Annotated in this window: 31 protein-coding genes; 23 read left to right on the top strand and 8 right to left on the bottom strand. The window is 69.6% G+C overall.

Annotated features, from left to right (window positions below; all coding sequences use genetic code 11):
* Positions 1-101: 101 nt before the first annotated feature.
* The 9 genes from HPO96_RS34000 (at position 102) to HPO96_RS33960 (ending at position 6,789) form a co-directional block, all read left to right on the top strand.
* Entirely contained in the window at positions 102-299 is a 198-nt protein-coding gene (locus HPO96_RS34000) for a hypothetical protein (RefSeq protein WP_171678536.1), read from the top strand.
* A 7-nt stretch (positions 300-306) separates the two neighbouring features.
* Positions 307-699: a VOC family protein gene (locus HPO96_RS33995; RefSeq protein WP_171678534.1), complete on the top strand. Its 393-nt coding sequence runs from the start codon at positions 307-309 to the stop codon at positions 697-699.
* Between the two features lie 107 nt (positions 700-806).
* Positions 807-3,587: an FtsK/SpoIIIE domain-containing protein gene (locus HPO96_RS33990; RefSeq protein ID WP_337796922.1), complete on the top strand. Its 2,781-nt coding sequence runs from the start codon at positions 807-809 to the stop codon at positions 3,585-3,587.
* The gene (locus HPO96_RS33985; protein ID WP_171678533.1) at positions 3,584-4,267 is read left to right on the top strand and encodes a hypothetical protein; all 684 of its coding nucleotides are present in this window, start codon (positions 3,584-3,586) and stop codon (positions 4,265-4,267) included. Before HPO96_RS33990 ends, HPO96_RS33985 begins: the two co-directional genes overlap by 4 nt.
* A 13-nt stretch (positions 4,268-4,280) precedes the next feature.
* On the top strand, positions 4,281-4,541 hold the full coding sequence (locus HPO96_RS33980) for a hypothetical protein (protein ID WP_171678531.1): 261 nt from the start codon (positions 4,281-4,283) through the stop codon (positions 4,539-4,541).
* A gap of 4 nt (positions 4,542-4,545) precedes the next feature.
* Entirely contained in the window at positions 4,546-5,649 is a 1,104-nt protein-coding gene (locus HPO96_RS33975) for a restriction endonuclease fold toxin-2 domain-containing protein (RefSeq protein WP_171678530.1), read from the top strand.
* A complete protein-coding gene (locus tag HPO96_RS33970) occupies positions 5,649-6,023 on the top strand; it encodes a hypothetical protein (RefSeq protein ID WP_171678529.1) in 375 nt (124 codons plus the stop codon). Before HPO96_RS33975 ends, HPO96_RS33970 begins: the two co-directional genes overlap by 1 nt.
* Positions 6,024-6,211: 188 nt before the next feature.
* The gene (locus HPO96_RS33965; RefSeq protein ID WP_171678528.1) at positions 6,212-6,397 is read left to right on the top strand and encodes a hypothetical protein; all 186 of its coding nucleotides are present in this window, start codon (positions 6,212-6,214) and stop codon (positions 6,395-6,397) included.
* Entirely contained in the window at positions 6,394-6,789 is a 396-nt protein-coding gene (locus HPO96_RS33960) for a hypothetical protein (RefSeq protein ID WP_238355803.1), read from the top strand. The genes HPO96_RS33965 and HPO96_RS33960 overlap by 4 nt, the downstream gene beginning before the upstream one ends.
* Before the next feature lie 147 nt (positions 6,790-6,936).
* On the opposite strand, the gene HPO96_RS33955 is transcribed toward HPO96_RS33960, so the two are convergent.
* Positions 6,937-7,233, bottom strand: a complete 297-nt coding sequence (locus tag HPO96_RS33955; protein WP_171678526.1) for a hypothetical protein — start codon at positions 7,231-7,233, stop codon at positions 6,937-6,939.
* Between the two features lie 162 nt (positions 7,234-7,395).
* Between HPO96_RS33955 and HPO96_RS33950 the strand changes: the two genes are divergently transcribed.
* A complete protein-coding gene (locus tag HPO96_RS33950) occupies positions 7,396-8,376 on the top strand; it encodes an NAD-dependent epimerase/dehydratase family protein (protein WP_171678524.1) in 981 nt (326 codons plus the stop codon).
* 31 nt (positions 8,377-8,407) lie between these two features.
* Positions 8,408-8,899 (top strand): metallophosphoesterase family protein, encoded by a 492-nt coding sequence (locus tag HPO96_RS33945; RefSeq protein ID WP_171678523.1) that lies wholly within the window; start codon positions 8,408-8,410, stop codon positions 8,897-8,899.
* 124 nt (positions 8,900-9,023) lie between these two features.
* Here the strand turns inward: HPO96_RS33945 and HPO96_RS33940 are convergent, their stop codons facing one another.
* Positions 9,024-9,179, bottom strand: a complete 156-nt coding sequence (locus HPO96_RS33940) for a hypothetical protein (RefSeq protein WP_165546543.1) — start codon at positions 9,177-9,179, stop codon at positions 9,024-9,026.
* Positions 9,180-9,299: 120 nt separating this feature from the next.
* On the opposite strand from HPO96_RS33940, the gene HPO96_RS33935 reads away from it, so the two are divergent.
* The 5 genes from HPO96_RS33935 (at position 9,300) to pyrE (ending at position 13,985) form a co-directional block, all read left to right on the top strand.
* Positions 9,300-9,836, top strand: coding sequence for a hypothetical protein (locus HPO96_RS33935; RefSeq protein ID WP_238355802.1), 537 nt, complete (start codon positions 9,300-9,302; stop codon positions 9,834-9,836).
* Between the two features lie 70 nt (positions 9,837-9,906).
* Positions 9,907-11,139, top strand: coding sequence for an exonuclease domain-containing protein (locus HPO96_RS33930; protein WP_171678519.1), 1,233 nt, complete (start codon positions 9,907-9,909; stop codon positions 11,137-11,139).
* 511 nt (positions 11,140-11,650) lie between these two features.
* Positions 11,651-12,163, top strand: a complete 513-nt coding sequence (locus HPO96_RS33925; RefSeq protein ID WP_337796921.1) for an RNA polymerase sigma factor — start codon at positions 11,651-11,653, stop codon at positions 12,161-12,163.
* On the top strand, positions 12,156-13,403 hold the full coding sequence (locus tag HPO96_RS33920; protein WP_171678517.1) for a beta propeller repeat protein: 1,248 nt from the start codon (positions 12,156-12,158) through the stop codon (positions 13,401-13,403). Before HPO96_RS33925 ends, HPO96_RS33920 begins: the two co-directional genes overlap by 8 nt.
* A gap of 60 nt (positions 13,404-13,463) precedes the next feature.
* On the top strand, positions 13,464-13,985 hold the full coding sequence (gene pyrE, locus HPO96_RS33915) for an orotate phosphoribosyltransferase (protein WP_171678515.1): 522 nt from the start codon (positions 13,464-13,466) through the stop codon (positions 13,983-13,985).
* Here the strand turns inward: pyrE and HPO96_RS33910 are convergent.
* On the bottom strand, positions 13,982-14,227 hold the full coding sequence (locus HPO96_RS33910; RefSeq protein WP_171678513.1) for a hypothetical protein: 246 nt from the start codon (positions 14,225-14,227) through the stop codon (positions 13,982-13,984). The genes pyrE and HPO96_RS33910 overlap by 4 nt on opposite strands.
* 177 nt (positions 14,228-14,404) lie before the next feature.
* Here HPO96_RS33910 and HPO96_RS33905 point away from each other — a divergent pair, with 177 nt between their 5' ends.
* Positions 14,405-14,896 (top strand): hypothetical protein, encoded by a 492-nt coding sequence (locus HPO96_RS33905; RefSeq protein WP_171678511.1) that lies wholly within the window; start codon positions 14,405-14,407, stop codon positions 14,894-14,896.
* Here the strand turns inward: HPO96_RS33905 and HPO96_RS33900 are convergent.
* Entirely contained in the window at positions 14,893-15,435 is a 543-nt protein-coding gene (locus tag HPO96_RS33900; protein WP_171678509.1) for a hypothetical protein, read from the bottom strand. The two genes, HPO96_RS33905 and HPO96_RS33900, sit on opposite strands and share 4 nt — an antisense overlap.
* 207 nt (positions 15,436-15,642) lie before the next feature.
* On the opposite strand from HPO96_RS33900, the gene HPO96_RS33895 reads away from it, so the two are divergent.
* Genes HPO96_RS33895 through HPO96_RS33880 form a run of 4 tightly spaced genes read left to right on the top strand, consistent with a single transcriptional unit; the run spans position 15,643 to position 18,316 of the window.
* Positions 15,643-16,098, top strand: a complete 456-nt coding sequence (locus HPO96_RS33895; protein WP_171678508.1) for a hypothetical protein — start codon at positions 15,643-15,645, stop codon at positions 16,096-16,098.
* A 14-nt stretch (positions 16,099-16,112) separates the two neighbouring features.
* Positions 16,113-17,324 (top strand): sensor histidine kinase, encoded by a 1,212-nt coding sequence (locus tag HPO96_RS33890; RefSeq protein WP_171678506.1) that lies wholly within the window; start codon positions 16,113-16,115, stop codon positions 17,322-17,324.
* A complete protein-coding gene (locus tag HPO96_RS33885) occupies positions 17,299-17,955 on the top strand; it encodes a response regulator (protein ID WP_171678504.1) in 657 nt (218 codons plus the stop codon). Before HPO96_RS33890 ends, HPO96_RS33885 begins: the two co-directional genes overlap by 26 nt.
* A 4-nt stretch (positions 17,956-17,959) precedes the next feature.
* A complete protein-coding gene (locus tag HPO96_RS33880; RefSeq protein WP_171678503.1) occupies positions 17,960-18,316 on the top strand; it encodes an MmcQ/YjbR family DNA-binding protein in 357 nt (118 codons plus the stop codon).
* Here the strand turns inward: HPO96_RS33880 and HPO96_RS33875 are convergent.
* The gene (locus tag HPO96_RS33875) at positions 18,313-18,966 is read right to left on the bottom strand and encodes a maleylpyruvate isomerase N-terminal domain-containing protein (protein ID WP_171678502.1); all 654 of its coding nucleotides are present in this window, start codon (positions 18,964-18,966) and stop codon (positions 18,313-18,315) included. The two genes, HPO96_RS33880 and HPO96_RS33875, sit on opposite strands and share 4 nt — an antisense overlap.
* A 68-nt stretch (positions 18,967-19,034) precedes the next feature.
* Here HPO96_RS33875 and pgm point away from each other — a divergent pair, with 68 nt between their 5' ends.
* Entirely contained in the window at positions 19,035-20,657 is a 1,623-nt protein-coding gene (pgm, locus tag HPO96_RS33870; RefSeq protein ID WP_171678501.1) for a phosphoglucomutase (alpha-D-glucose-1,6-bisphosphate-dependent), read from the top strand.
* Here the strand turns inward: pgm and HPO96_RS33865 are convergent.
* Positions 20,654-21,031, bottom strand: a complete 378-nt coding sequence (locus tag HPO96_RS33865; protein WP_171678500.1) for a DUF3037 domain-containing protein — start codon at positions 21,029-21,031, stop codon at positions 20,654-20,656. The genes pgm and HPO96_RS33865 overlap by 4 nt on opposite strands.
* Positions 21,028-21,765 carry a HipA family kinase gene (locus tag HPO96_RS33860; RefSeq protein WP_337796920.1) on the bottom strand — a complete coding sequence of 246 codons (738 nt, stop codon included), beginning with the start codon at positions 21,763-21,765 and terminating at the stop codon, positions 21,028-21,030. The genes HPO96_RS33865 and HPO96_RS33860 overlap by 4 nt, the downstream gene beginning before the upstream one ends.
* A 42-nt stretch (positions 21,766-21,807) precedes the next feature.
* Between HPO96_RS33860 and HPO96_RS33855 the strand changes: the two genes are divergently transcribed.
* Entirely contained in the window at positions 21,808-22,857 is a 1,050-nt protein-coding gene (locus HPO96_RS33855; RefSeq protein ID WP_171678499.1) for a glutamate--cysteine ligase, read from the top strand.
* Positions 22,858-23,019: 162 nt separating this feature from the next.
* Here the strand turns inward: HPO96_RS33855 and HPO96_RS33850 are convergent, their stop codons facing one another.
* Positions 23,020-24,795 (bottom strand): glycerophosphodiester phosphodiesterase family protein, encoded by a 1,776-nt coding sequence (locus HPO96_RS33850; RefSeq protein ID WP_171678498.1) that lies wholly within the window; start codon positions 24,793-24,795, stop codon positions 23,020-23,022.
* Positions 24,796-24,867 lie beyond the last annotated feature (72 nt).

The raw sequence follows: 24,867 nt of genomic DNA, 5'->3' as shown, positions 1-24,867 counted from the left end.
AGACGGTAGACCCTGCCACGGACAATCTCGGAAATCCCTCCCAACAGGCGCGAAACGCCAAGGTTTCTGCGGGGGTCCGGCGCGCTGGTGACAATGAGGAGATGACCAGGCAGACGACGTTCGCGAGGGTGTTGCTCGTGGCCGTCTTCGCGCCGTCCGGCGGGCTGTCCGGCAAGGCGGTCGCCGAGGCCGCGCAAGGGCGCCCGTGGTGGCCCTGGCTGCTCGCGGCGCTGGTCTGGCTGCTCGTCACGGGCACCGTGGCGACGGCCGTGTCGAGCCGGTTCGACGAGCACAGATAATGCTCCGATGGCCGCCGCAGTGCATCACGTCGAACTCTGGGTTCCGGAGCTGTCCCGCGCCGTCCGCAGCTGGGGCTGGGTGCTGAATCGGCTGGGCTGGAAGGATGGCGACGGCTGGCCCGGCGGGATGACCTGGATCGCCCCCGACGGCAGCTATCTGGTCGCCGAGCAGAGCCCGGCGATGTCGGCGGCCGAGCACGACCGGCTCCGCCCCGGCCTGAACCATCTGGCCCTGAACGCGGCCGACCGCGCCGAGCTGGACGCGATCGTCGCCGAGGCGCCCGCGCACGGCTGGACGCTGATGTTCGCCGACCGGCACCCGTACGCCGGCGGGCCGCAGCATTACGCCGCGTTCCTGCACAACGACGACGGCTACGAACTGGAGATCGTGGCCCCCTGACTGATGCGTGAGACTACTGATGCCTGGAGTGACGACAGTGGCTGCTGGTGTGACATGGTTGTCCCAGGCGGTAGGTGTCGCGGGGCAGAGGTGGAAGGACGGTGCTCGTGACGGAGAAGCCTGACGGGACAGGTGTGCCCGAGGCTTCGCGCTCTGCGCGAGAAACGGATGAAGGCGTCGCCCCGGAGGTTCTGGAGGCCCGAATCCGGGGGTTGCAGCATGCTTTGGGGCAGTTGCTGGAGCATGCGCGGCGGCTGACGCACGGCGAGCACCAGCGCGCCGTTCAGCTGCACCGGCAGTTGCAAGAGGCGACTCAGGTCGCCCGTCGGGAGTCGCAGGCGCAGGTCAACGCCAAGACGGCAGCAGCGCTCGCAGAGGCCGAGCCGGCCGCGCGGCTGCTGGCTGACCGGCTGGCGCCCGGTCTGGCCGCCATTCCGCCGAACGACGCCCGCTGGCGGTCACGACAGCTGGTTGGCGCCGGCGTCCCGCCGTACGTCCGGATCGGTGAGCTGGAGGCCGGTGCGCCGGTTGTGGTGCCGCTGCTGCGTACCAACGGCTGGAAGGTCACAGCGGACCGCAACGAGTCTGCTCGCCGCCTCCTGCAGAGCGTCGCTTTGCGGCTGGTTGCGGCGGCTGAGCCGTTCCGGCTGCGCATCGACGCGTTCGACCCGAAGCTCACCGGCATGATGGGTCTGCTGGGTCACCTGACCACGAAGTACCCGCAGTTGGTGCCGAGGGCAACGCACACCGCGGAGCAGTTGCACACGGTGCTGTCCGGTCTGGTCGATGTCTCGTCGCTGCGCGCGAGCCGACAGGCGCAGCTCGGCCATCGCCGGTTCGAGGACTTGATCCGGGAGACCGGTCGCGTCACTGATCCGTACCGGCTGGTCGTGCTGTTCGACTACCCGTCCGGTATCGACCAGCTGGCCCAGCGCGATCTGCTGCGGCTTGCTGCGACCGCTGGTGAGCGGGGCATCTGTTTTCTGGTGCACCACGACCCCTCAGCGGCGGCGGACAGTGAGGTCGACACCAAACAGCTGCTCGACCTGCTGAACCCAGTCGTGATCACCGGCGACCGTGCAGAGGCCGCTGCGCTGGCTGGTGTGGCCGCCAAGCTCGACCCGGCGTTCGACGCGAACGTTGCCGCAGGCATCTGCGACGTTGTGGCCGAGCTGGCCGAAATCGCCGTACTGCCGACCATCGACTTCGAGCGCACCCTGCCGGACCGCATCAGTTGGTGGAAACCCGTCACCGACGAAATCGGCACCGTCATCGGGTACGACGACCGAACACCGGCTCTGGTTCGTCTGCGCAGTGGGAACCCCGCATTGCCGCATGTGCTCGTCGGTGGGGCTGTCGGGCAGGGCAAGTCGAACCTGCTGCTGGTTCTGATCCACGGGCTCGCCGCACGGTACGACCCGGCCGACCTGGAGATGTACCTGCTCGACTTCAAGCACGGGGTCGAGTTCTCGGCGCTGGGTCCGGCGGGGGAGCGGGAGCACTGGCTGCCGCACGTGCGCGTGCTGGGCATCCACAGCGACCGTGCGTTCGGCCTGGCGGTGCTGCGGTACCTATCTGATGAGCTGGCGCGGCGCAGTGAGATCTTCAAGGCGCACGGCAACGTTGCGGATATTGCCGAGCTCGCACCGGGGCCAGAGCGGCCGCCGCGCATCCTCGTCGTGCTGGACGAGTTCCAGGTGCTACTTGAGGACGACGACGAGCTGGCTGACGAGGCTGCGAAGCTGCTGGAGCGGCTGGTCCGGCTGGGCCGCGCGTACGGCGTCCACGTCGTACTGGCGACGCAGACGATCGAAGGCGTCAAACGGCTGTCGACGCGGCGGGACGCCATTTTCGGCCAGGTGCCGTACCGGATTGCTCTGAAGACGACTCCGGCCGATTCACAGGCGATTCTGCGTGGCGGGAACACTGCGGCGGCTGAGCTGCAGTTCCGCGGCGAGGCAGTGCTGAACGCGAACTTCGGTTCTCCTGACGACAATCAGCACGTGCTGGTCAGCTTTGCGGACAAGGCTGTGCTGGATGACCTGCGGCATGAGCTGTGGCAGCGGGCCGGTGCGGCGGCTCATCCGCCGCGGGTGTTCCATCTGGCTGAGCCTGCCCGTCTGACCGACACTGCGGCCGCAGTAAAGCCAGAGCTGGGTCGACCGTGGACAGGGTTGCCGATTGCGGTCACCGAGGAGCCGGTGCCGGTTGAAGTCCGGCCGGAGCCGGGCGCCGGCGTACTGGTGCTTGGAGACGGACCGGCGGACGCGCTCGGCGTACTGAGCGGGCTTGCGCTCTCGACTGCCGGGGCTGCGGTGGAGGCGCCGCGTTTCATCTTCATGGACGGGACGGACTCGTCGCCTGCGGTTGCTGACGGCAAGTATGCGTTGGTGCAGGCGCTGCGGTCGCTCGGCTGTGAGGTTGAGACGGTCGACAAGCATGGGGACATTGCGCCCCGGCTGTTCGCGCTGCGGGACGCAATGCGCAACGGGGAGCTCAGCAATACCTATCTGCTCGGTTTCGGGTTCCACGGCGTACCGCGGATGCAGCTGCATGCGGAGGGGTTCTTCGAGAGCCCTGCCAACACATTGCAGGACATCGTGCGGGACGGGCCGGCGCTGGGGCTGATCACCTTCGGGTGGTGGAACCGGCTGCACGTCTGCACGGAGCAGCTCGGCTACGGTCGTGCGAACGTCGCGACCCACCTGTTCCTGCGGCACCCGCAGGACGGCGTCCGTGCAGTCTGCGGTCCGCTCGTGCGGTGGGCTTCGGAGCCGCACCGGGGGCTGCTGTGGGATGGGCTGCATCCGGAGGCACAGGTCGTCGTACCGTTCGCCGCACTGCGGTCCGACGAGGTTGAGCGCGCAGTGGAGTTGGTACGCCGATGAAGACCGAAGAGCAGGAGTGGTCGGAGTACGTACGGGCGCTGCGTGTCGTCGCAGGGGCCCGGACGGACGCACAGCAGGCTCAGGACCGGCTGACCGCGACCCGCACGCGTGCCGAGGCGTCGGCGCAGAGCGAAGCCGATGCGATGGCGGAGCGCGGGCGACAGGTCGAGGAGCGGCTGAATGCGCTGGCTGAGAAGGCAGCGGCCAGTCTGCAGCGTGCGGGGCTGCCTGCAGACGGCAGGCGGGTGAACGTCCCGTTCCCGGAGATTCGGGCCGTCAGCGACCTGGAGTCGGCCGCGGCGCGGCTGACCACGCAGCTCGCGGAGGCGGTCGACGAGCTCGAGGCAGTGCGGGCCGAGGGGCGTGCGCTGCAGGAGCGACGCAAACGACGTACGATCAGCGCCGTTCTGACGCTGGTCGGGTTCGTGCTGGTGTGGGTGTTGTACGGGTCGTTCCTGGACGCAGTTTTGGCCGCGGCGATCGGTGCGGTGACCATGTTGGCGGCGTCCCGGCTGCTCGGCCTGCCGCGGCTTCCCGGCGCGCGGTGGTGGGGGTGGGGCGGTGCGGGCGTGGTGTACGTCGCCATGGCGGCCGGGCTGCCCTGGTGGCTTGCGATCCTGGTACCGGCGATCGTGGCCGGGACGGCGATCGTGCTGCCGAAGAAGCGCAAACTGACATAGGAGTGGGTGCAGGGTGTCCGACGTACAGCGGCTCAAGGAACAGCTGTTTCAGGTCTCCATGGAGGCCAAGCAGGCAGCGGGCGGGCTGGCCGGTTTCAAGCTGCGCTTCACGCAGCACAGCCAGCTCGTGGAGAGCCTGATCGCGGGTACGGCGACCGGTATCGACCGGGACATCTCCGAGATCCTCGAAGCGGCCGGCAAAGCCGTCGAGCAGGCCGCCGAGGCCCTGGAGATCGCCTCGGCCGGATGCAAGAGCTACGCCGACCAGATCTGACCCCATGCCGTCCGAGCTGCAACGCGTGGCCCGCGGCCTGATCGACTGCCTGGACGAAGTCCCCCAGGTGGTCGACCGCCTGCACCGCACCGCGGCCCGCTGCCGCGAAAACGCCGCCCTGGCCGCCCAAGGCGGCGCCACCACCGCAGCCCACCAACTCGACGCCGCCGCCCGCTCCTGCGAAGCCGCCGCCCACTACCTCTCCCTAGCACCCCCCAAAGCCCGCACCTGGGCCGACCACCTCGTAACCACCGGCCCCGCCACCAACAACCCCTCCCCCAACTCCCCCAACCGCAACCCCACCACCGCAGCCTCCGAACCCACCGAAATCACCACCTCCCGCAAACCCTTCGAAAAGTTCCACGAAACCCACAAAAACACCGAAGACCAGACCCAGCCCCCCGAAAACCCCCTAGACCCCGAAATCCTCCGCACCGAAACCCCAGACCACCCCGTCGAAGAACCCACCGACGAAGAGCGCAAAGCGGACGAAGAGCGCGCCGACCGGCTCCAAACCGAAGACCTCGTCACCGTCGACCTCAGCAAACCCCTCGAAGCCTTCCACAAGGCGCACCCCGAATCTTCCGACGACCCGCTGACCGAACTCACGCCGGAAGTCACCGTTGAAACCCTCGAGTTTCAGCCGCCGGATGCGCCGGTCGATTTCACCGAGTTCCGCGAACGGTTGGCTGCGACAGGGCGGATCCGTCCGATGGTCGGCGACGGGCCCGAGGCCGAGTTCCAGCGCAAGTACTGCGGTCCCGTCGAGTACCGCCTGACTCCCGACGAGGAGCTGCCCAGGGCGGCCTGGGCCGACGGGCTGGACGAGCTGCTCAAGCGCGGCCAGGACGTGAAGTACGTCGCGCCGTCCTCGGAGCGCTCGCTCTACCGGCCGGACTCGCTGCCCCCGTTTCTGCGCAAGATCGCTGAGGAGAAGAACGACCACCGCCTGCTCAAGTACCGCGAGGTGATCGGCGACGACGCCAAACCGGTCGAAGGACTCGAAATCATCACCAACGACGCAACCGCGGCGGCATACTTTCGAGAGCGAATGCGGCGACTCGACATTCCTGGACAGGTCACTGTGCGACGAGAGGGCGATGACTGATGGCGGAGTACCTGGTCGCGCCGTTGGAGGAGCCGGAGTGGGTTCTGGAGGTCGACGAGTTCGCCGAGGCGTTGCGGGCCCGGTGGCCCGGCGTGCGGGTTGGGTTGGGGAGTGTTGAGGGGTCGTCGGTGGTGCTGGAGGCAGTAGTGCCTTTGGAGCCTGCGCCGCGTGAGTTGGGGGTGGCGTTGAGTGGGACTCGGCAGGCGGTGAGTCTGGATCCGGCAGATGCCGAGGCGGCGGCGGAGTTCGCGCTGTGGATGGCGGAGAGCGTGCTGCCGGGGCGTGGGCTGCATCTGATCGAGGCAAGTTCGTACCGCACGGTCGAGCTGACGCCGGGGATGACGCCGGAAGTGCTCCTCGACGCACTCGGCTGAGAGTTCCGAGACTGGGGATTTCGGAAAGTTTGGGGAATGGCGTCATGAAGTGAGGTGGGGGGCGTCACTTGGGTGTACCCATCCCCACAGGGAAGTGGATGTGATCGATGTGGACCGCTGTTTCGAGTTGACGCGCCGGGTGCATTGAGGTGGCCGGCGATCCTGTTCCGCAACGATGCCGCGTACGAGTGTGGTTCGGGGACCACGTCGTCGCGGATTACAGTGCCGAGGCCGAGTTGGCCGAGCGGTATGCGGCTGCGATGTCGCGCCGGTTCGCGGGGTTGAAGGTGACCAGTGAGCCGATTCCCCTGACCGAGGCCGGGCCGAGCCGGCGGTTGCCGGGGGAGCGGTTGTGGGAGGTCGCTCCGAAATGACTTCTCGTCGCTTCCGGCTGATTCGCCATCAGGACGTGTCCGGGGTGAGTGGGACCGGGCCGGTCGCCGAGGGTGTGCAGTTCACCGACGGAGCGGTGGCGCTGCGCTGGTACGGCGACTATCCGACCACGACGGTGTGGGATGCGATCGAGTCGGTGATCGCGATCCACGGGCACGGCGGGGCCACCGAGGTCGAGTGGATCGACGCCGACGCCGGTCCGGACCCTGGTCCGACGCTCCCACCGCGCGAAACGCTGGCCCAGCGGCCGTGGCCCGACCTGCACGCGACGCCGGAACCACAGGACCCTGATCCGCTGCACAGCGATCGCGGCAACGGCTCGTACGGCGGCGCCCCGCCGGCCGGGTGGACGCCGTCCCGGGTCTTCCGTTAGCCCTCCACCAGACATGTCCGGGTCCAGCGCCGTGGACCCGGCCCCGAGCGGAGCGCCGGTGCCGCCTTCCTTTCCGGCACCGGCCTCCATCTCCTGCCTCGACCCCAGCCGAATGCGAGTCCGGCTGGGGTCGAGCCCTGTCCGGGCTCAGGTGACGACGTCCAGGTCCCGGTACGTCGCCGGTCCGTCGCACAGCTCCGCCATCCGGGCAGCGAACTCACCGGTGTCGGGGCGGGCGGAGTTCGCCATCGCCTCCTCGTACGACGCGAACTCGACGATCGTGTAGTAGTGGTCCGGGTCGTTGCGGTCCGCGCAGGTGACGGCGCGCTCCGGCATCGGGCCGTCGCCTTCGGCCTCCCGCTTGGCGCGGAAGTCGTCGGTGGGCGCGACCACCTCGCTCGGGCGCGACGTCCGATACTCGATGATCTGAACGAAACCAGCCATTTCTCCCCCTTGGTTCGACAGCGGTTCCTTCGACAGTGCGCCTGGAACGGGCCCTCGGCAAGGGTTCGCGACCGGTGGTGATGATGTGTCCGCGAGCGGGTGATTTCTGCTGTCGGCTAAGGCTGTTGGGTTTTGTCGGTGGGGCCTGATTGGCTTGTCTGCATGGAGATTCTGATCCTTGGTGGGACGGCGTGGCTGGGTCGGGAGATCGCGGCGCAGGCGGTGGCGCGCGGTCATGCGGTGACCTGCGTCGCCCGCGGGGAGAGCGGGGCGGCGGCGTCCGGCGCGACGCTGATACCGGTCGATCGCAGCAGACCCGACGCGTACGACGCCGTCCCCGCGCAGGAGTGGGATGCGGTGTTCGAGGTGTCCTGGCAGCCGGGGTTCGTGCGCGGGGCGTTGGCGGCGTTCGGGGCGCGGGCGAAACACTGGAGTTATGTCTCGTCGGGGAATGTGTACGAGAAGTTCGACACCCCGGGCGCCGATGAGTCGGCAGCGGTGCGTCCGCCGTTCGAAGGGGATACGGCGGACAGAGCGCAGTACGGCGAGGCCAAGGTTGCGTGTGAGCTTGCATCGACGGCGGCCGTCGGCGATCGGCTGGTGATCGCGCGGGCCGGCCTGATCGGCGGCCCGGGGGATCCGAGCGACCGGGCCGGGGCGTGGGTCGCGCGGGCGGCCCTGGCGCCGGAGGAGCCGTTGCTGGTGCCGGACAGCCCAGACCTGCCGACAGCGGTGGTGGATGTGCGTGATCTGGCCAGCTGGTTGCTCGACAACGCCGAATCGGGGCGGACGGGCGTTTTCGACACTGTGGGGCCTGCTGTGCCGTTCGGGGAGTGGATCGAGCTGGTGCGGGAGATCGGCGGGCATACCGGGCCTGTGGTGACGGCTTCGGCTAGCTGGCTGGAGAACCAGGAGGTCGGGCAGTACATGGGGCCCGAGTCGCTGACGATGTGGATGTCCGATCCGGAGTACGCCGGGTGGTCGTGCCGCAGCGGGCAGGCCGCGGGGCTGCGGCATAGGTTCCGGCGGGAGTTCCTGGTCGATGTCTTGGCCTACGAGCGCGAGCTGGGGCTGGCGCGCGAGCGGCGCGCCGGGCTGAGCCTGGCGCGGGAGAAGGAGTTGATCGCGGCGCTGCAGAGTTGAATGGAGCGTTCTGGCGTTGGAGAGTGGGCTGATGCGGCTGTTGCTGATCTCGGACACTCATCTGCCGGTGCGGGCGAAGCGGCTCCCAGACGTGGTGTGGGCGGCGGTCGATGAGGCGGACGTCGTGATCCACGCGGGCGACTGGGTGCACGTGGCGCTGCTCGACGAGCTGGAGGAGCGCGCGAAGCGGCTGGTGGGGTGCTGGGGTAACAACGACGGCGACGACCTGCGGGCGCGATTGCCGGAGGTGGCGCGGGTGTCACTCGACGGGCTGGAGGTGGCCGTCGTCCACGAGACCGGTGCCGCGAAGGGGCGCGAGGAGCGGTGCGACCGGGCTTACCCGGGAGTAGATCTGCTCGTGTTCGGGCACAGCCACATTCCGTGGGACAGCACGAGCCCGGCCGGGATGCGGTTGCTGAATCCTGGATCGCCGACCGACCGGCGACGGCAGCCGTACTGCACGTTCCAGACCGCCGTGATCGGCGCGGGCCGGCTGAAAGAAGTTGCCTTGCACAACATTTAGTTGGCGGGGGCCGTAAGATCAGGACATGACTTCGGCCGGGCGCGGAGGGGTGTCGCCGTACCACCGAGTTACGGCGTCCTCGCGCCCGGCCGATCGTCGTACCGGTGCGGTTACCTGAACCGATTCAGGCGTTCGCTGCTTCCTTGACCCGGGTCTTGAGGCGGTCGCGCACCTCTTCCGGCGTGTAGGCGCGCCGCTTGCGCTCGCCGCGCGCGATGACCACGCCCGTGGCGGCAACGCCGACGAGCCCCGCAAGTCCTACGACCTTCCATACCTTCATGCCGACTAACCTAGCGACGTGGAGAGCCGCATTTCACTGGATGACGCTACGGAACTGACACGAACAGGTGACATTTGGCTGTTCCGCGGTGAGAGTGCCGCCGATCGCGCGATCCAGACGATGACCAACAGCCCCGTCAACCACGTCGGGATGGCGATCGTGATCGAGGACATGCCGCCGCTGATGTGGCATGCCGAGCTCGGCCGGTCGCTGGAGGACGTGTGGACCGGCACGCATCACCGCGGCGTCCAGCTGCACGACCTGCGCGACGCGGTGACCGTCTGGGCGCACAAGTACGGCCAGCGCGCCTGGCTGCGCCAGCTCGACCACCCGGTCACGCGCACGATGGAGGACGCCGTACTGCGGACTGTCGCGCGCCTCGACGGTACGCCGTTCCCGTCGACGGCACGGCTCGCGTCGCGGTGGGCGCGCGGTCGCATCCCCGCGCTGCGGCGTGGCCGCCGGGAGTTCGAGCTGGAGTCGGCGTACTGCGCGGAGGTGGTCGCGGTGACGTACGAGGAGATGGGGCTGCTGATGAAGGGGCGGCGGCCGAACTGGTACGACCCGGGGCGGTTCTGGAGCGGGGACGAGCTGGCGCTGATGCACGGGGCGAAGCTGGGCGAGGAGATCGGGGTGGATGTTCCGCCGGCGGTGTGAGGCGGCGGAAAGTGTCGGTGGGCTGTGATTGGCTTGGTGTGCGTGGGAGCCGAGCCTGAGGAGGCCCGTGATGTACGCCGTCATCGACACCGAGACGACCGGGTTGTTGCCGAGTCATCGGCATCGGGTGATCGAGATCGCGGTCGTCTTGCTCGATGCGCGGGGTCAGGTCGAGCGTGAGTGGGTGACGCTACTGAATCCGCAGCGCGATCTCGGGCCGCAGCATATCCACGGCATCTTGACTGCTGATGTGCTGGCGGCGCCCGAGTTCGCCGATGCGGCGGCGCAGTTGGGGGAGTTGCTGGCCGGGCGGATGGTGGTGGGGCACAACGTCGAGTTCGACCTGGAGTTCCTGCGGGCGGAGTTCGAGCGGCTGGGCCTCGTCGTACCGCTGATCACCGAGCGATCGATGTGCACGATGGCGCTGGCCGGGTATCTGTATCCGGGCGCGAAGCGGACGCTGGGCGCGTGTTGTGCCGCGGCGGGGATCTCGATCGAGGGGTGGCACTCGGCGCTGGCCGATACGCGGGCGACCGCTGCGCTGTTTGCCCAGTATTTACAGGCGTTTCCGTCGCCTCCGCCGTGGCAGTGGGCTTATGAAGAGGTTCGGGGGATGCGGTGGCCGGCGTTGCCTGGTGGGTCTTTCTCGCCGACTGTTCGGCCGGTGCACGCGGGTGGGCGGCATGGGTGGATGAGTCGACTCGTCGACCAGTTGCCGCGCGTGCCGGAGCCGCCACAGGCGAACTCGTACCTCGCGTTACTTGATGGGATCTTGGCGAATCGGGAGATCACCGCTGCGGATGCTGATCAGCTGGTGCAGGTTGCGACCGCGCTCGGGCTGACACGGGTGGAGGTTCATGAGCTGCATCGGTACTACGTGGCCGGGCTGGCGCAGGCGTCGTGGGCGGAGGGGGCGATCACGGGTGAGCAGCGCGCGGATCTCGATCGCGTCGCCGTGATGCTCGGTCATCAGGAGTCGGAGGTGGACGACGCGCTGATCCGGGCGAGTGCCGGGGCGTACGTCGTACCGTCGCGGCCCGGGGCCGATGGGTTTCCGTTGGGGAGCACGATGGTCTTCACCGGCGACATGATCGAATCTCGCGAGACCTGGTGGGATCGGGCTGTTGCGGCGGGCTACTCACCGCAGGAGGCGGTTCGGCCCGACACCACGTTTGTTGTTGCGGCTGATCCGGATAGTTTGTCGGTCAAGGCGCGAGCTGCGCGGGAGTTCGGCGTACCGATCATCACTGTCGAGGCCTTTCGGCGGCTGTTGCCTGAGCGGCCGGAACAGCACGCCAGCTAGCCCGTACGTCGTGTGTCCTGCGGGCTTGTCGCCCGCGGGTGTTCCGGGCTGGCGCCCGGGTGTTCCCCGCGTGCGTGCCGTGCGCTGCCCTCCCGTCCCGCCCGTTCCCCCTCCGCCCTGAGTTTCAGTTCCGGGCTGCCGCCCCGGGGATTCCCGGCTGTCGCCGGGGCCGCGCTGCCGCGCAGGTGTTGCGGGGTGGTGCTCGGGGGGTCTGGTGTCGCCGGGGCGTGTGCTGCAGCGCGTGAGCGGGGGCTGTGGTAGGCGATGCCGCACGGGTGGTGGCTGTTGGGGCTGTGGTCGACGGGCGGGGGCGCTGGCCGGCTGTGGCCGGGGGGTGTGCTGTTGCGGGTGGTTGCGACTGTCGCCGGGTGTGCTGCCGCGCTGGTGGGGAGCTGTGGTTGGAGGTGGTGGCGTGGTGGTGGGTGGGGGCGGGGAAATGGCGGGGGTGGGGGGTGCAACCGGGTGGGTGGGGTGGGACTCGTTGATGATGTGGAGACGAGTGGAGGTGACTGTGGACTCGGTGGAGGAGCGGCTTCGCGAGTTGTTTGTGGGGGGTTATCGGCGGCTGGTGTCGCAGGTTTACTTCTTTTGCGGTGATTTGGGCGAGGCCGAGGATGCGGTGCAGGAGGCGTTCGTGCGGGCTGTGGCGCGGCAGCGGCAGTTTGCGCGGGTGGAGAACCCGGAGGCTTGGCTGCGGGTTGTGGCGCTGAATGTGGTGCGTCGGCGGGCTAAGCGGGCTGGGCGGTTCCGGGGGTTGTTCGCGGGGGTTTCGGAGCCGGGGGTGCAGCCGGCGTTGAGTCCGGATCATGTGGCGCTGGTGGATGGGTTCCGGCAGTTGCCGGCGGCGCAGCGGGAGGCGCTGGTGTTGCACCATCTGGCGGATCTGCCGGTGCGGGAGATCTCGGCGCAGTTGGGGGTGCCGGAGGGGACGGTGAAGGCGCGGCTGGCGCGGGGGCGGGAGCGGCTGGCCGGGCTGATGGACGAATTGGCTGACGAACCCGTCAAGGAGGCGGACCATGCCTGAGATCAAGGATGCGGGCTTCTCCGTCCAGGAGCAGGTCCGGCAGACCGACTTCGAGCAGTTGTTGCAGCGTGGGCTGCGGCGTCGGGCGCGCAATCAGCTGTTACTTGCCGCGGGCGCCACGGCAACTGCGGTGATCGCGGTCGCGGCGCTGGTCTTCGCGCCGAGCATGATCGTGGACAAGGGCGCCGACCCGGTCGCGCCGCCGAAGCTGTCGGACATCAAGCCGGCTCCCGGTCCGCAGGTGCCGGCCGAGGCGGACGGCGAGTTGGCCGGTCTGACGGTGGTCGCGCCGGACCGTTGGGCTGCGGCGTGGGAGAAGTGCGAAGGCGAGAACTGCACGTACGCCGCGAAGCTGGTCCGAGGCGACGTGCCGCTGGTGACCCCGGCCCTGAAGCGTCCGGTGACCGTGCTGCCGTTCCACGACCCGGTGTCCTCGGACTCCCGGCCGGATCTGGTCGCCGTCGCGCTGCCGGAGGATCTCCCGAAGAGCGCCGACGACCCGGCCTGGAAGGATGCCAAGCTGTACCACCTCAGTGCCGGTGGGGCGGCGGAGAAGCCGGTGCGGTACGTCGGTGAGACGACGAAGATCGGGCCGAGTGACCTCGTCACCAGTGAGCTGATCGGCGGGGTGATCACGCTGCTCGACGTCCGCGCGGGTGAGCTGAAACAGCTGAAGCTGCCAGTCGGCCTGATGGGCGCAGGGTCGGCGTACCGGGATCAGACCGGGCGGGTTTGGGCTGCGGCGCACCGTGGCGACGGCATGGGCCTGGTGATGTGGACGGATGACGGCGAGACCTGGGAGCAGCACGACCTGGCGCGCGACCCGGTGCTCGAGACCAACGAGAGCTATCTGGTGGTCTCGCCGGACGGCAACATCGCGGTCGCGTTCCCGGTCGGCGACGGCAGCAACACCGCGGGCGCGCTGCTGAAAGCCGATGTCTCACCCGACCGGGGCCGGACGTGGCGCCCGCTCCACCTGGCCACCTGGGGTCTCGTTGAGCAACACCTGACCTGGACCGATCGAGGCATCATGTTCATCGGCCAAGCGGAGGCGGCGAAACCGGAGTCAGTCGGGGCGTACCTGCTCACCGAAGACGGTGAGGCGGAGCGTCAGGAAGGCTTCCCGAAGCTGCAGACCTTCCGCGCCATGGGCGACCTGTACTACGGCAAGACCGGCCCGCGGACGGCGTCCGTCTCCATCGACGCCGGCAAGACCTGGGTCAACCTCCCGCTCAACTGATGGGCACCACCACCGGCCGCGGGCGCAGCCACGTCCCGGCCGGTGGTTAGGGTGCCAGGCGTGGAGAAAGCCGAACTAGGACGCCGCATCTACGCGACAGCTCACCTGACCGGCGAGTTCTTGTTGCGCTCCGGCCAGGTGACCAACGAGTACTTCGACAAGTACCGGTTCGAGGGCGATCCGCTCCTCCTCGACGAGATCACCAAGGCGATGGTCGAGCTGGTACCCCCAGAGACCGAGGTGCTGGCGGGTCTCGAGATGGGCGGCATTCCGGTCGTCACAGCGCTCGGCCGGCACACCGGCCTACCCTGCGCGTTCGTCCGCAAGAAGGCCAAGGAGTACGGCACCCGCCGGCTCGCCGAGGGGGCGGACGTCGCCGGGCGCCGGGTGACCGTCGTCGAGGACGTCGTCACCACCGGAGGCCAGATCGTCCTGTCGACAGCCGACCTCCGCGCAGCCGGCGCGACCATCACCGACGCCGTCTGCGTCATCAACCGCAACGACCGGACGCCGACCCCGCTTACCGAAGCCGGGCTGACGCTCCATGCGCTGCTCACGCCGGAGCAGCTGACCGCCGGCTAGTCGGCTTCTTCGATTTCGAAGCGGAGTTGTTTGCCGGAGCGGATGCGCTCGATGGCGGCCAGGCAGGCCGGGTCGCTCATGTGGACGCCGATCTCGGCGAGTTTGTGGCGCAGGACGCGGGCGGCGTCCTCGGCGGAGCGGGCGCTGGACTCGTTGATGGCCTCGATCGTGGTGGCGGTGAGCTTCTCGCGGATGTCGGGGTGGGCCTCGTGGATTTCGTGGGTGATCCTGAACTCCGTCATCGCGGTTCCCTTCCGTGCCGGCCTGGTGCCGGGGCCCAGCCTAGGCCCGGCGGGCGCGGTTGCGGCGCGGACGCGCGTTATGTGGCGGTGCGGTCACGATCGGTGTGGGCGGGTTCGGGTGAACCTACGGGTGGGGACACTCATCGGTGAGTGTTGGCTAGGTCGAGGGGTCCGCCGATGATCGACACGAGACTGCGGCGCTGGTTGCGTTCGTTGCTGGGGCGCGTGCGCGCGACGCCGGAGAGCTATCGGCCGCGGGCGACGAGTTCGAAGGTGAGCCGGTTGGCCGACCGGTACGACGCCGAGGTGGACGTCGCGTTCCAGCGGCTGTGGCCGAAGGCGCGGATCTATCACGACCGCGAGTTCACCCGGGACCGGGCGGACTTCCTGCTCGTCGTCCGCGGGCGCGGGGTGATGGTCGAGACCAAGGTGAAGAGCGATCCCGGGCTGTTCCGCGGGTCGACGCTGCCGCCGCTGCTCGATCGGCTGCAGCGCGACGGACGCCGGTTGGTCGTCGTCCTCAATCAGGGCGACCCGACACCGGCGCGTGAGCTGGTCGCGAGCAAACTCGGCGACAAGGGTTGCGTCGTGGTGTGGTCAGGCCCCGAACACGACGCCGATCTGCATCTGGCGGTCGAGACGCTGCTGCGCCAGATGGTCCGCCACTAGCAGTCGGTCGGCTTGGTGCTGCCGCCGTCGACGATCCAGCGGGTGTTCTGCTGCTTGACGCGCATCTGGTCCAGCCAGCGGGTCGGGATGTCGGCCGGGAGGACCGACTGGTTCGAGGAGTCGACCGTGCGGGCGGCGGAGGTGTCGTAGCAGGCGGTGACGATGACGCCGTTCGAGGCGAGGGTGCGCTTGGCCCACAGGACCGTCGTCGCGCCGGTGTTGCGCAGCCGCTTGGAGCGGTAGTACTTCGCCTGGACGCTGATCGACTGGAACAGGTTCGCCGTCATCACCGGACGGAGCTGCTCGGTCTTGGCGCCGCCGCTGCGCATCATCTGGTCGAGCGCGACGCGGTAGTCGTAGTACGCGTTCACGACCGGATCGGCCGAGGCGACCGGCGCGCCGACCTGCTCGGTCAGCGTCTGCTTCGACGCCTTCTGGGCGCCGGGGGACGACGCGGCGATGGACGACGCCTCGTTACCGCACCCGGCGAGCATCATCGCGGGGACGAGTGCGGTCACTGCCAGGTTCCGAATGCGCATGCCGAACCTCCACTCAGGGCGTGCCGAGGCGGACGAGGCCGTACGGCACTGACCGTGTAACGCGGTGGCACGGATCGTGGTCACTGTGACCTGGATCACAACCACCCCCTACTGGGGTACGGGGTCGCGGTTGGCTCCGTGGCTGGAGGTGCCGCCGGCCGCGAATTCCTAGCGTTGAGCACATCAACGAACGACTGGGAGAGAGCAATGCGACTCGGGTGGATCAAGGACGGCGCGCTCCTCGCGCCGGCCGGCGTCATGACGATGGTCGGCGCGCGGACCGACACGGCGGAGCTGCGGTTCGGACGCCGCCTCTGGGCCGGGTTCGCCGGTCTGGTGCTGGGGCTGATGGCGTGGTTCTTCCTGGCGCTGATGGCGATCGCGGTGCTCCGCGGCCCGTTCTACGGGCTGGTCGAGCGCGGGCCGTACGGGCCCGGCACGTGGGGCGGGCCGACGATGGCCGGGGCCTGGGCGGTGCATGCGCTGGTGTCGGTGCCGATCATCGTCGTCCTGGCGTTCGTCCTGCGCGGGATCACCGGCCTGTACGGCGCGCTGCTGCGCCGGCTCGACGGCACGTCCACCGCGAAGTGGGTGCTCCCGGCAACTATCGCGCTGTGTGTCGCGGTGACGTTCGTCATCCTGTCCTGGCTCGCCCAACTGTGAAAGGGTCCACGAACATGATCGACGTACAGCAGCTCCTCGCGGGCTGGCCGCGCGGCCGCTGGGGGATCGCGGCTGCCGTGGGGGTGACGGCGACGTTCTTCCTGACGGCGCTGGACACCCTGCAGCACTACCACTTCGGGTTCCTGATCCTGCCGGTGCTCCTCGGCCTGGCCCGGGCGTTCGCGCTGGCCGCGGTCTTCTACCAGCCGCAGGTGGCGCTCGGCGTCTCGCTCGCGGCCACCGCGGTGATGGCGCCGCTGTCCGCGCCCAACAGCTCGGGTGAGCCCTGGCCGTGGACGGCGACGGCGGTCTTCAGCTACTCGATCGTGCTCGCTTTGGCCGGTGCGCAGGGGATGCCACGGCGGGAGCTGCTCAACTGGTGGCTCGCGGCGCAGGCGTTCAGCGTGGTCACTGTGATCGCCGCCGTGGTGCTGGGCTTCAACGTCGGATGGTCCACGCTGGTCGTGATGGCCTTGCTCTCCGCGGTCGGCGCCGGGGTCGGCGACGTACTGCGGTCGGCCACCGAGACCCGTAGTCAGCTGGCCGTCCAGGAGACGATCACCGAGGCCGAGCGCTCGGAGCGGTCGCGGCTGCAGGAGCGGGCCCGGATCGCCCGCGAGCTCCATGACGTCGTGGCGCATCACCTGTCGGTGGTGGTCGTCCGCGCGGACAGTGCGCCGCATCGGTTGTCCGGTTTGCCGGACGCCGTCCGCGCCGAGTTCGCCGAGATCGCGGAGGCGGCCCGGTCCTCGCTGGCCGAGATGCGGCGCGTCCTGCGCATCCTCCGCGAAGAGCAGCCGGACGCCGAACTCGAACCGCAACCCGGCCTCGACCAGCTGCCCGAGCTGATCGCTGCCCACCGGGAGGCGGGCGCCGCGATCGAGGTCGATGCCGAAACGGTCGCGGACGTCGACCCGGCGGTGCAGCTGACGGCGTACCGGGTGGTGCAGGAGGCGCTCAGCAACGCCGTCCGGCATGCGACCGGCGCGCCGATCGAGGTCGAGATCCGGCGGACGGCGTCGATGCTGGTGGTTCGGGTCCGCAACGGGCGGGGGACGACGGCGACGGTCGAGGGCACTGGGCACGGGCTGATCGGGATGCGCGAGCGCGTCGAGCTGGTGGACGGCGCGGTGACGGCGCGGCCGACCCCACAAGGGGGTTATCTGGTGGAGGCTCTGCTCCCGCTGCAGGAGGTGACTCGTGTCGATCCGCGTGCTGATCGTTGACGATCAGGAGATGGTCCGGGCCGGGTTCGGCGCGCTGCTCGGCGCGCAGCCGGATATCGACGTGGTCGGCCAGGCCGGGAACGGCGCCGAGGCGGTCGCGCAGGCGGCCGAGCTGCGGCCGGACGTGATCTTGATGGACGTCCGGATGCCGGTGATGGACGGGCTGACCGCGGCTCGCGAGATCCTCGCCGTCCCGGACGCGCCGCGGGTCGTGATGCTGACCACCTTCGACCTCGACGACTACGTGTACTCCGCGCTCCGCGCCGGGGCGAGCGGCTTCCTGCTGAAGCACTCGACCCCGGACGAGCTGGCCGCGGCGGTCCGCGTGGTCGCCGCCGGGGACGCGCTGCTCGCGCCGTCGGTCACCCGGCGGCTGGTCGAGGACTTCGCGCGGTCGCAGCCCGCGGCCGTCGCGCCGCTGACCAGGATCACCCCGCGGGAGACCGAAGTACTGCGGCTGATCGCGCGCGGGCTCTCGAATCAGCAGATCGCGGCCGAGCTGGTGCTCGCGGAGCAGACGGTCAAGACACATGTCAGCAGCATCCTGACCAAACTCGACCTGCGGGACCGCGCGCAGGCCGTCGTCTACGCGTACGAGGCGGGCGTCGTCGTCCCCGGTCCGCGACACTGAGCTCATGGACGGACTGGAGCGGCTGCGCGCACTGTGCCTCGCGATGCCCGAGGCGACCGAACGGCTGAGCCACGGCGAGCCGACGTGGTTCGTGCGGGACAAGAAGGTGTTCGTGAACTTCGCGAACCAGCACCACGACGACCGGGTCGGCCTGTGGTGCGCCGCGCCGCCCGGCGTCCAGGAGGCGCTCGTCGCCGAAGACCCCGAGCACTTCTACCGCCCGCCGTACGTCGGCCACCGCGGCTGGCTCGGCGTCTACCTGGATGTGGACGTCGACTGGGAGCACGTCGAGGACCTGGTCGAGCAGGCCTACCGGCAGGTCGCGCCGAAGACGCTCATCGCCCGGCTGGACGAGAGCTAGTCGGTCTGAGGCTGCGCGGGCTCAGGGAGGCGCGGGAGCTCGTGACTCCAGTAGCCGGCAGCTGACGGCTCGGACCAGGTCCAGGCCCGGATCTGACTGGGGTGCCGGCGGCCCATGAGCGCCCGGAAGAGCTCGTACGTCGAGGTGGTCGCCTCTGCAGGCGGGCCGTCGCCGGCCAGGGCCCAGGTGCCGTGTTCGGTGTGCAGGGTGAGCGCGCCGGGCTCGTCGAGGATCCAGCGCACGGCGGCCAGTTGGAGCGACGTGGGCGGGCGGGGGATCGGGAGGATCGCGGAGAGGTCGGCTTCGTGGGTTCCGGCGTCCGCCCACAGGTTGGAGACGAGCGGGTGATCGCTGGTTGCGATGGTGGATTCGAGGTCGGTGGCCGCCCACTCGGCGAGGATCGCGCTCAGCGGGAGGTCGCGGCGGGCGTCGACCTGGACGGCGGTCCACGGCGGCTCGGGGGCGCCGTCGAGGTTGCCGGCGACGAAGTCGGCCGCGACGCCGGCCAGGTGCGAGACCAGGTTGTGCACGGTCCACGCGGGGCAGGCGGGCACGATCCGGTCCAGGTCGGCGGGGCCGAGCGTGCGGACGGCGTCGGTCACGCGAGCGCGGGTTCCGGCGTACAGGGCGGCGCTGATTGTCGGGTCCATGCTCTCCTGACGAACGGGCGGGCGCGAGATCGACACCCGCCGGTCGTGAGTTGTGCTTGCATGTGGGTATGCACCCACGCGCAGGCCAGCCCGCCCAGCCCGAGGACCTCGTCGACGTGCCCGCACTGCTCGCGGCGTACGACAGCATCACGCCCGACGTCGAGAATCCCGCGCAGAAGGTCGTCTTCGGCACGTCGGGCCACCGCGGCTCGAGTCTCGACGGCGCCTTCAACGAGGCGCACATCCTGGCCATCACCCAGGCGATCTGCGAGTACCGTGCCGGCGAGGGCACCAACGGCCCGCTCCTGGTCGGCCGCGACAGCCACGGCCTGTCCGAGCCGGCCTGGCGGACGGTACTCGAAGTCCTCGCCGGGAACGGCGTCCGGACGCTCGTCGACAGCGCCGACCGGCTGACGCCGACGCCCGCCGTCTCGCACGCGATCCTGCGGCTGAACCGGGTCGAGCGCGCGGGCGCCGACGGCATCGTGATCACCCCGTCGCACAATCCGCCGCGCGACGGCGGCATCAAGTACAACCCGCCGCACGGCGGCCCGGCCGACTCCGACGCGACCGGCTGGATCGCCGCCCGCGCCAACGAGCTGATCGCCGGCGGCAACCGCGACGTCCGCCGGACGCCGTTCGAGCAGGCCCGCCGCGAGGCCGGCTCCTACGACTTCCTCGGCCACTACGTCGACGACCTGCCCTCGGTTCTGAACCTGGACGCCGTCCGTGCGGCCGGGGTGAAGATCGGCGCCGACCCGCTCGGCGGCGCGAGCGTCGACTACTGGGCCGCGATCGCCGAGCGGCACCGGCTCGACCTGACCGTGGTGAACCCGCGGATCGACCCGGCCTGGTCGTTCATGACGCTGGATCACGACGGCAAGATCCGGATGGACTGCTCTTCGCCGTCCGCGATGGCCTCGCTGGTCGCCCAGCGCGACCGGTACGACGTCGCCACCGGCAACGACGCCGACTCCGACCGGCACGGCATCGTCACCCCCGATGCCGGCCTGATGAACCCGAACCACTACCTCGCGGTCGCGATCTCCTACCTGTTCGCGAACCGGCAATGGGGCCCGGACGTCGCCGTCGGCAAGACGCTGGTCTCGTCGTCGCTGATCGATCGCGTCGTCGCCGACCTCGGCCGGCGGCTCTGGGAGGTGCCGGTCGGGTTCAAGTGGTTCGTGCCCGGCCTGATCGACGGCTCGGTCGGCTTCGGCGGCGAGGAGTCCGCGGGCGCGAGCTTCCTGCGGTTCGACGGCACGGTCTGGACGACGGACAAGGACGGCATCCTGCTCGCGCTGCTGGCCAGTGAGATCACGGCCGTCACCGGGGCGACGCCGTCGCAGGCACACGCGAAGTTGGTCGAGCGCTTCGGCGCTTCGGCGTACTCGCGGGTGGACGCACCGGCGAGTCGCGAGCAGAAGGCGAAGCTGTCGGCGCTGTCGGCCGACGCCGTCACCGCGACCGAGCTGGCCGGGGAGCCGATCGTCGATCGGCTGACCAGCGCGCCCGGGAACGGCGCCGCGATCGGCGGGCTGAAGGTGACGACGGAGTCGGCCTGGTTCGCGGCGCGCCCCTCCGGCACCGAGGACCTCTACAAGATCTACGGCGAGTCCTTCAAGGGCGCCGACCACCTCGAAGAGGTCTTCGTCGAGGCCCGCGACGTGGTCTCGAAGGCCCTCGGCTAACCGACGTACTCCTCGATCAGTCGCTCCAGATCCGCAGCGGGGTCGTTGGTGATCCCGCTGTGGATTGGCCCCGCGTGGATGACGGTGCTGCGCGGCGCGGCGAGCCAGCCGAAGCGTTCGTTGGGCTTGACCTTCGCGGCCGGGCCGGCGGCCGGGTCACCCGCGCAGATCGCGCAGATGTGCTCCAGAGACGCCTTCAGCGCGCCCGGGTCGGCGTCCTGGTAGAGGGCGTGGAGCCGCTCCGGGGTGAAGTCCCACGCGGCGGCCAGGTAGCCGAGCTCGCGGCAGTAGAGGATCGCGCCGACGTTGATGAACTCGGCCCGCTCGACGCGCGGCGCGCAGCGCAGGATCACGTAGTCGAACGGCGCGGTCATGCGGTACCACCCGGCACCCAGGCCGACCGGTTCGCGAGCCGGGCGAGCAGATACTCCAGGTAGCGCTCGCGATCGCCCTCGGTGAGCCATTCGCCCGGGACGAGCGCGATCACCTCGGTGAGCAGCTGCGGCGTGATCCGCGCGGCCAGCGGCTCGTCGACCGCCGCGAGGACGTCGGACGCCGAGTCGGCGAAGACGTGGTCGTGGTAGTCGAACGGGAGCGTCGCGAACCGCTCGGCGGGCATCCACGAGTGGTGGAAGTAGAGCGCGGCGCCGTGGTCGATCATCCAGAGCTCTTTGTGCCAGACGAGCAGGTTCGGGTTGCGCCAGGAGCGGTCGACGTTCGCGGTGAACGCGTCCAGCCAGAGCACCTCGGCCCGCAGCTTGGCCCCGGGGCTGAAGGTGGCGTCGTACCCGAACGAGCCCGGGAGAAAGTCGACGGCCAGATTCAGCCCGGCGCTGCGGATCAGCAGCTCCTGGATCTCGAAATCCGGCTCGGACTTCCCGATCGCGGGATCGAGCTCGATCAGCTTCAGCTCCGGCACCCGCAGGCCGAGCCGCCGGAACAACTCACCGACGATCACCTCCGCCACCAGCGCCTTCGGCCCCTGACCGGCGCCCCGGAACTTGATCACGTACGTCCCCAGATCGTTGCCCTCGACAACAGCAGGCAGCGACCCGCCCTCCCGCAGCGGCAACACGTACCGCGTCGCGGCGACCATCGGCAAACTCACGCCACGACCCTAACCGGTTTGTCGAACGGGTACCGGCGGAGGGTGAAACTTCCGTCCATCGGAGTCGAAGAAGAACTCCTGCTGGTGTCCGCCACCGGTGAGCCGCTTCCGCGCAGTCAGGCCGTTGTCGACGAGCTGCCCGACCTCGACGTCACCCTGGAACTCACCCGGGCCCAGGTGGAGACCAACAGCCCGGTCTGCGATTCCGCGGCCGAGTTGCAGACCGCGCTGACCGGGCTGCGCCGCGAGCTCGCGCAGGCCGCGGCCGGTGAAGGCGCTCGGTTGCTGGCGATCGCCGTCCCGCCGCAGGGGTCGGCTGCCCAGTTGGTCACCCAGAAGGCGCGCTATCGGGAGATGGCCGACCGGTACGGCCTGCTGGCGCGGGAGCAGGGTGTCTGTGGGTGTCACGTGCATGTCGACGTACCGGATCAGGAGGCGGCGATTCGCGTCTCGAACCACCTGCGCCCGTGGCTGCCCGCGCTGCTCGCGTTGACGGCGAACTCGCCGGTCTACCTGGAGCAGGACACCGGGTTCGCGAGTTGGCGCTGGGTGCTGTGGTCGCGCTGGCCGAGCGCCGGCCCACCGCCGTACTTGGAGTCCGCCGAGCACTACGACGCCCTGGTCGCCATGCATCTGGCGGCCGGGACGATCCTGGACGAGCGAATGATCTATTGGGACGTTCGCCCGTCGAGTCACCTCCCGACCGTCGAGGTCCGCATCAGCGATGTCCCACTGACCGTCGACGAGACCGTACTGCTTGCAACGCTCTGCCGCGCTCTGGTGATGACTGCGCTCGACGGCGACCACGGACCGAAGCTGGAGCCCGAGATTCTGCACGCGGCGTACTGGCTGGCTGCCCGCGACGGCCTCACCGGAACCGCCCTGGATGTACCAACCGGTGAAACCCTGCCCGTCCGCGAGCTGCTCGCCAAACTGCTGCAGCACATCACTCCCGCACTGCAGCAGCTCGGCGACGAGGACCTGGTCACCGAGGGGATCGAACGGCTGCTGGCCGACGGCAACGGCGCGATGCGGCAGCAGCGCGCCTTCCGAGCCGGGAAAGACGTCGTCGATCTGACGGAGGTCACCTGACAGCGGATCCCAGACACTCATCAACTCGCTCGAGGCGGACGCTCCGAAGCGTCCACACGCCTGAGAGGGCCGCCGCAGGTCGCTACTCCGCAGCGTTGGTGAGTGGTGGCGGTCCGCACCAGGACGGGCAGCCGGGTCGAGCCGGCCGCCCGTGCTGAGGCGCTAGCGGAGGAAGGACTCGAGGCCGTGGAGGTCGTCGGTGTTGAGGTGGTCGACGCCGGCGGTGGTGAGTTCGGTCCAGAGGGCTTCGCGGGCGGCGCCTCGGGTGTCGGGGGTGGCCCAGAAGCGGAGGCGGTAGCCGGCTCGGTGGGCGGTGGTGACGATGGTGTGGAGTTTGGCGCGTTCGGCGGCGGGCATCGGGCCGGTGCCGGTCCAGGTGAAGTGGTTGGTCCAGTTGTCGCTGACGAGCGGCATCAGTGATGCGGGCATGCCGGAGTTCAGGTCGGCGAGGCGGCCGTCGTAGCCGGCGTAGCGGAGCTTCTGGGCTTTGAGGACGTCGAGCGGGCGGTTGCCGCTGATGACCGAGGTGACGGCGCCCTTGAAGACGCGGCCGTGGGCGAAGATCGTGCTGATCCCGCGGTACTTCGACAGGGCCTTGTCGATGGCGGCGTACGTCGAGGGTCCGTCACTCTTGATGTCGATCAGCAGCTGGAAATCGCCGCCGTGCCGGTAGACCCGGCCGTGGTTCGCGCGGACGCGCTCGGCCAGCGGCTTCAGATAGAGGCTCTCCAGCGTCCGGCCCGGGACGACGTTCTCCAGGTCATGGGCGACGAGCAGCTCGCCGTCGACCAGCCAGACGTCCGCCTCGACGCTGCTGAAGCCGCGGGCTAGGGCGTCCTGCAGCGGACGCCGGTGCTCGTAGTCGTTGTGCGCGTGCGCGGCCGGCAGCGCCCGGACCGCCGGGGCCTGGTACGCGCGCGGCAACCGGAACCCGTTGTTCCGGACGACGGACCGCAGCCGATCCGGGTAGTCGGTGATGATCCCGTCGACGCCCTTGTCGATCAGCGACTGCATCGTCGCCGGGTCGTCGATCGTCCACGGCACGACCTTCATGCCGGCCCGGTGCGCCGACTGCACCATCGCCGCGGTGACGTACGGCCGGTAGCCCGGGTCGGTGATCTTGCCGTTCTGCGGGAACCCGTGCACCGGCGAGATCGCCGCCGCGCCGAACGACTTGGTCGCCTTGACCAGGTCGCCGCCGAAGTCGTCGATATCGATCCCGCCGAGCCACGGCGACCTGCCCGGCTGACCGACCTGCAGGAAGTCGTAGTTGGTCAGCGCGATCAGCGGCAGCTCGGGCGCGACCTGGCGCATCCGCATCAGCGCACCCCAGTCGAAGCTCTGGATCGTCACCTGCCGGCCGATCCGCGCCTTCCGGATCTCGCGCGCGACGACCTGGACGAACTGCTCGCGCGGCGCGGTCTCGCTCGGCGCGCCGGCCTCGACCTTGGTCTCGATGTTCAGCTTCACGTCGTGCGCCTTGAACCGCTGCACGAGCGCGAACACATCCTTCAGCTCCGGCATCTGCGCGCCCGGGTCGGGCTCTGCCTGCGGATGCTCGGGCTGCGTCAGCGTGCCGCAGTCCAGCTGCTTGACCTGCTGCAGCGTGAGCGTGTTGACGTACTTACCGACGTACGGGTACTCCGGGTCGCCCGGCGTGTACGGCGCGGTGTCGCGGCACTTGTTGCCGCCGACGCGCCGGTCGTGGGTGATGACGGCGTGCCCGTCCTGCGTGATCTGGACGTCGAGCTCCAGCGTGCTGACGCCGACCTCCAGACCGCGGGTGAACGACGCGATCGTGCTCTCGACGGTCAGACCGAGCCCGCCGCGATGGGCCTGTAGATCGAAACTGCCGCGCTGCGCGGCGGCCGGCACGGCCGGGAGCAACAGGGCGCCGGCGAGGGCGAACGGCAGCAGCGCACGGGGAAGGCGAGACATGGGGGATCCTTCCGAGGGGTGGGCGTCCGAGACTTGCCGTCCCGGAGGTACGGATGCCCTCGTGAAGGTAAC

This window comes from Kribbella sandramycini, assembly GCF_013131805.1.
GTDB lineage: Bacteria > Actinomycetota > Actinomycetes > Propionibacteriales > Kribbellaceae > Kribbella > Kribbella sandramycini.
The sequence above is the reverse complement of the archived record's forward strand: the minus strand, read 5'-3'. Positions and strand labels throughout refer to the sequence as shown.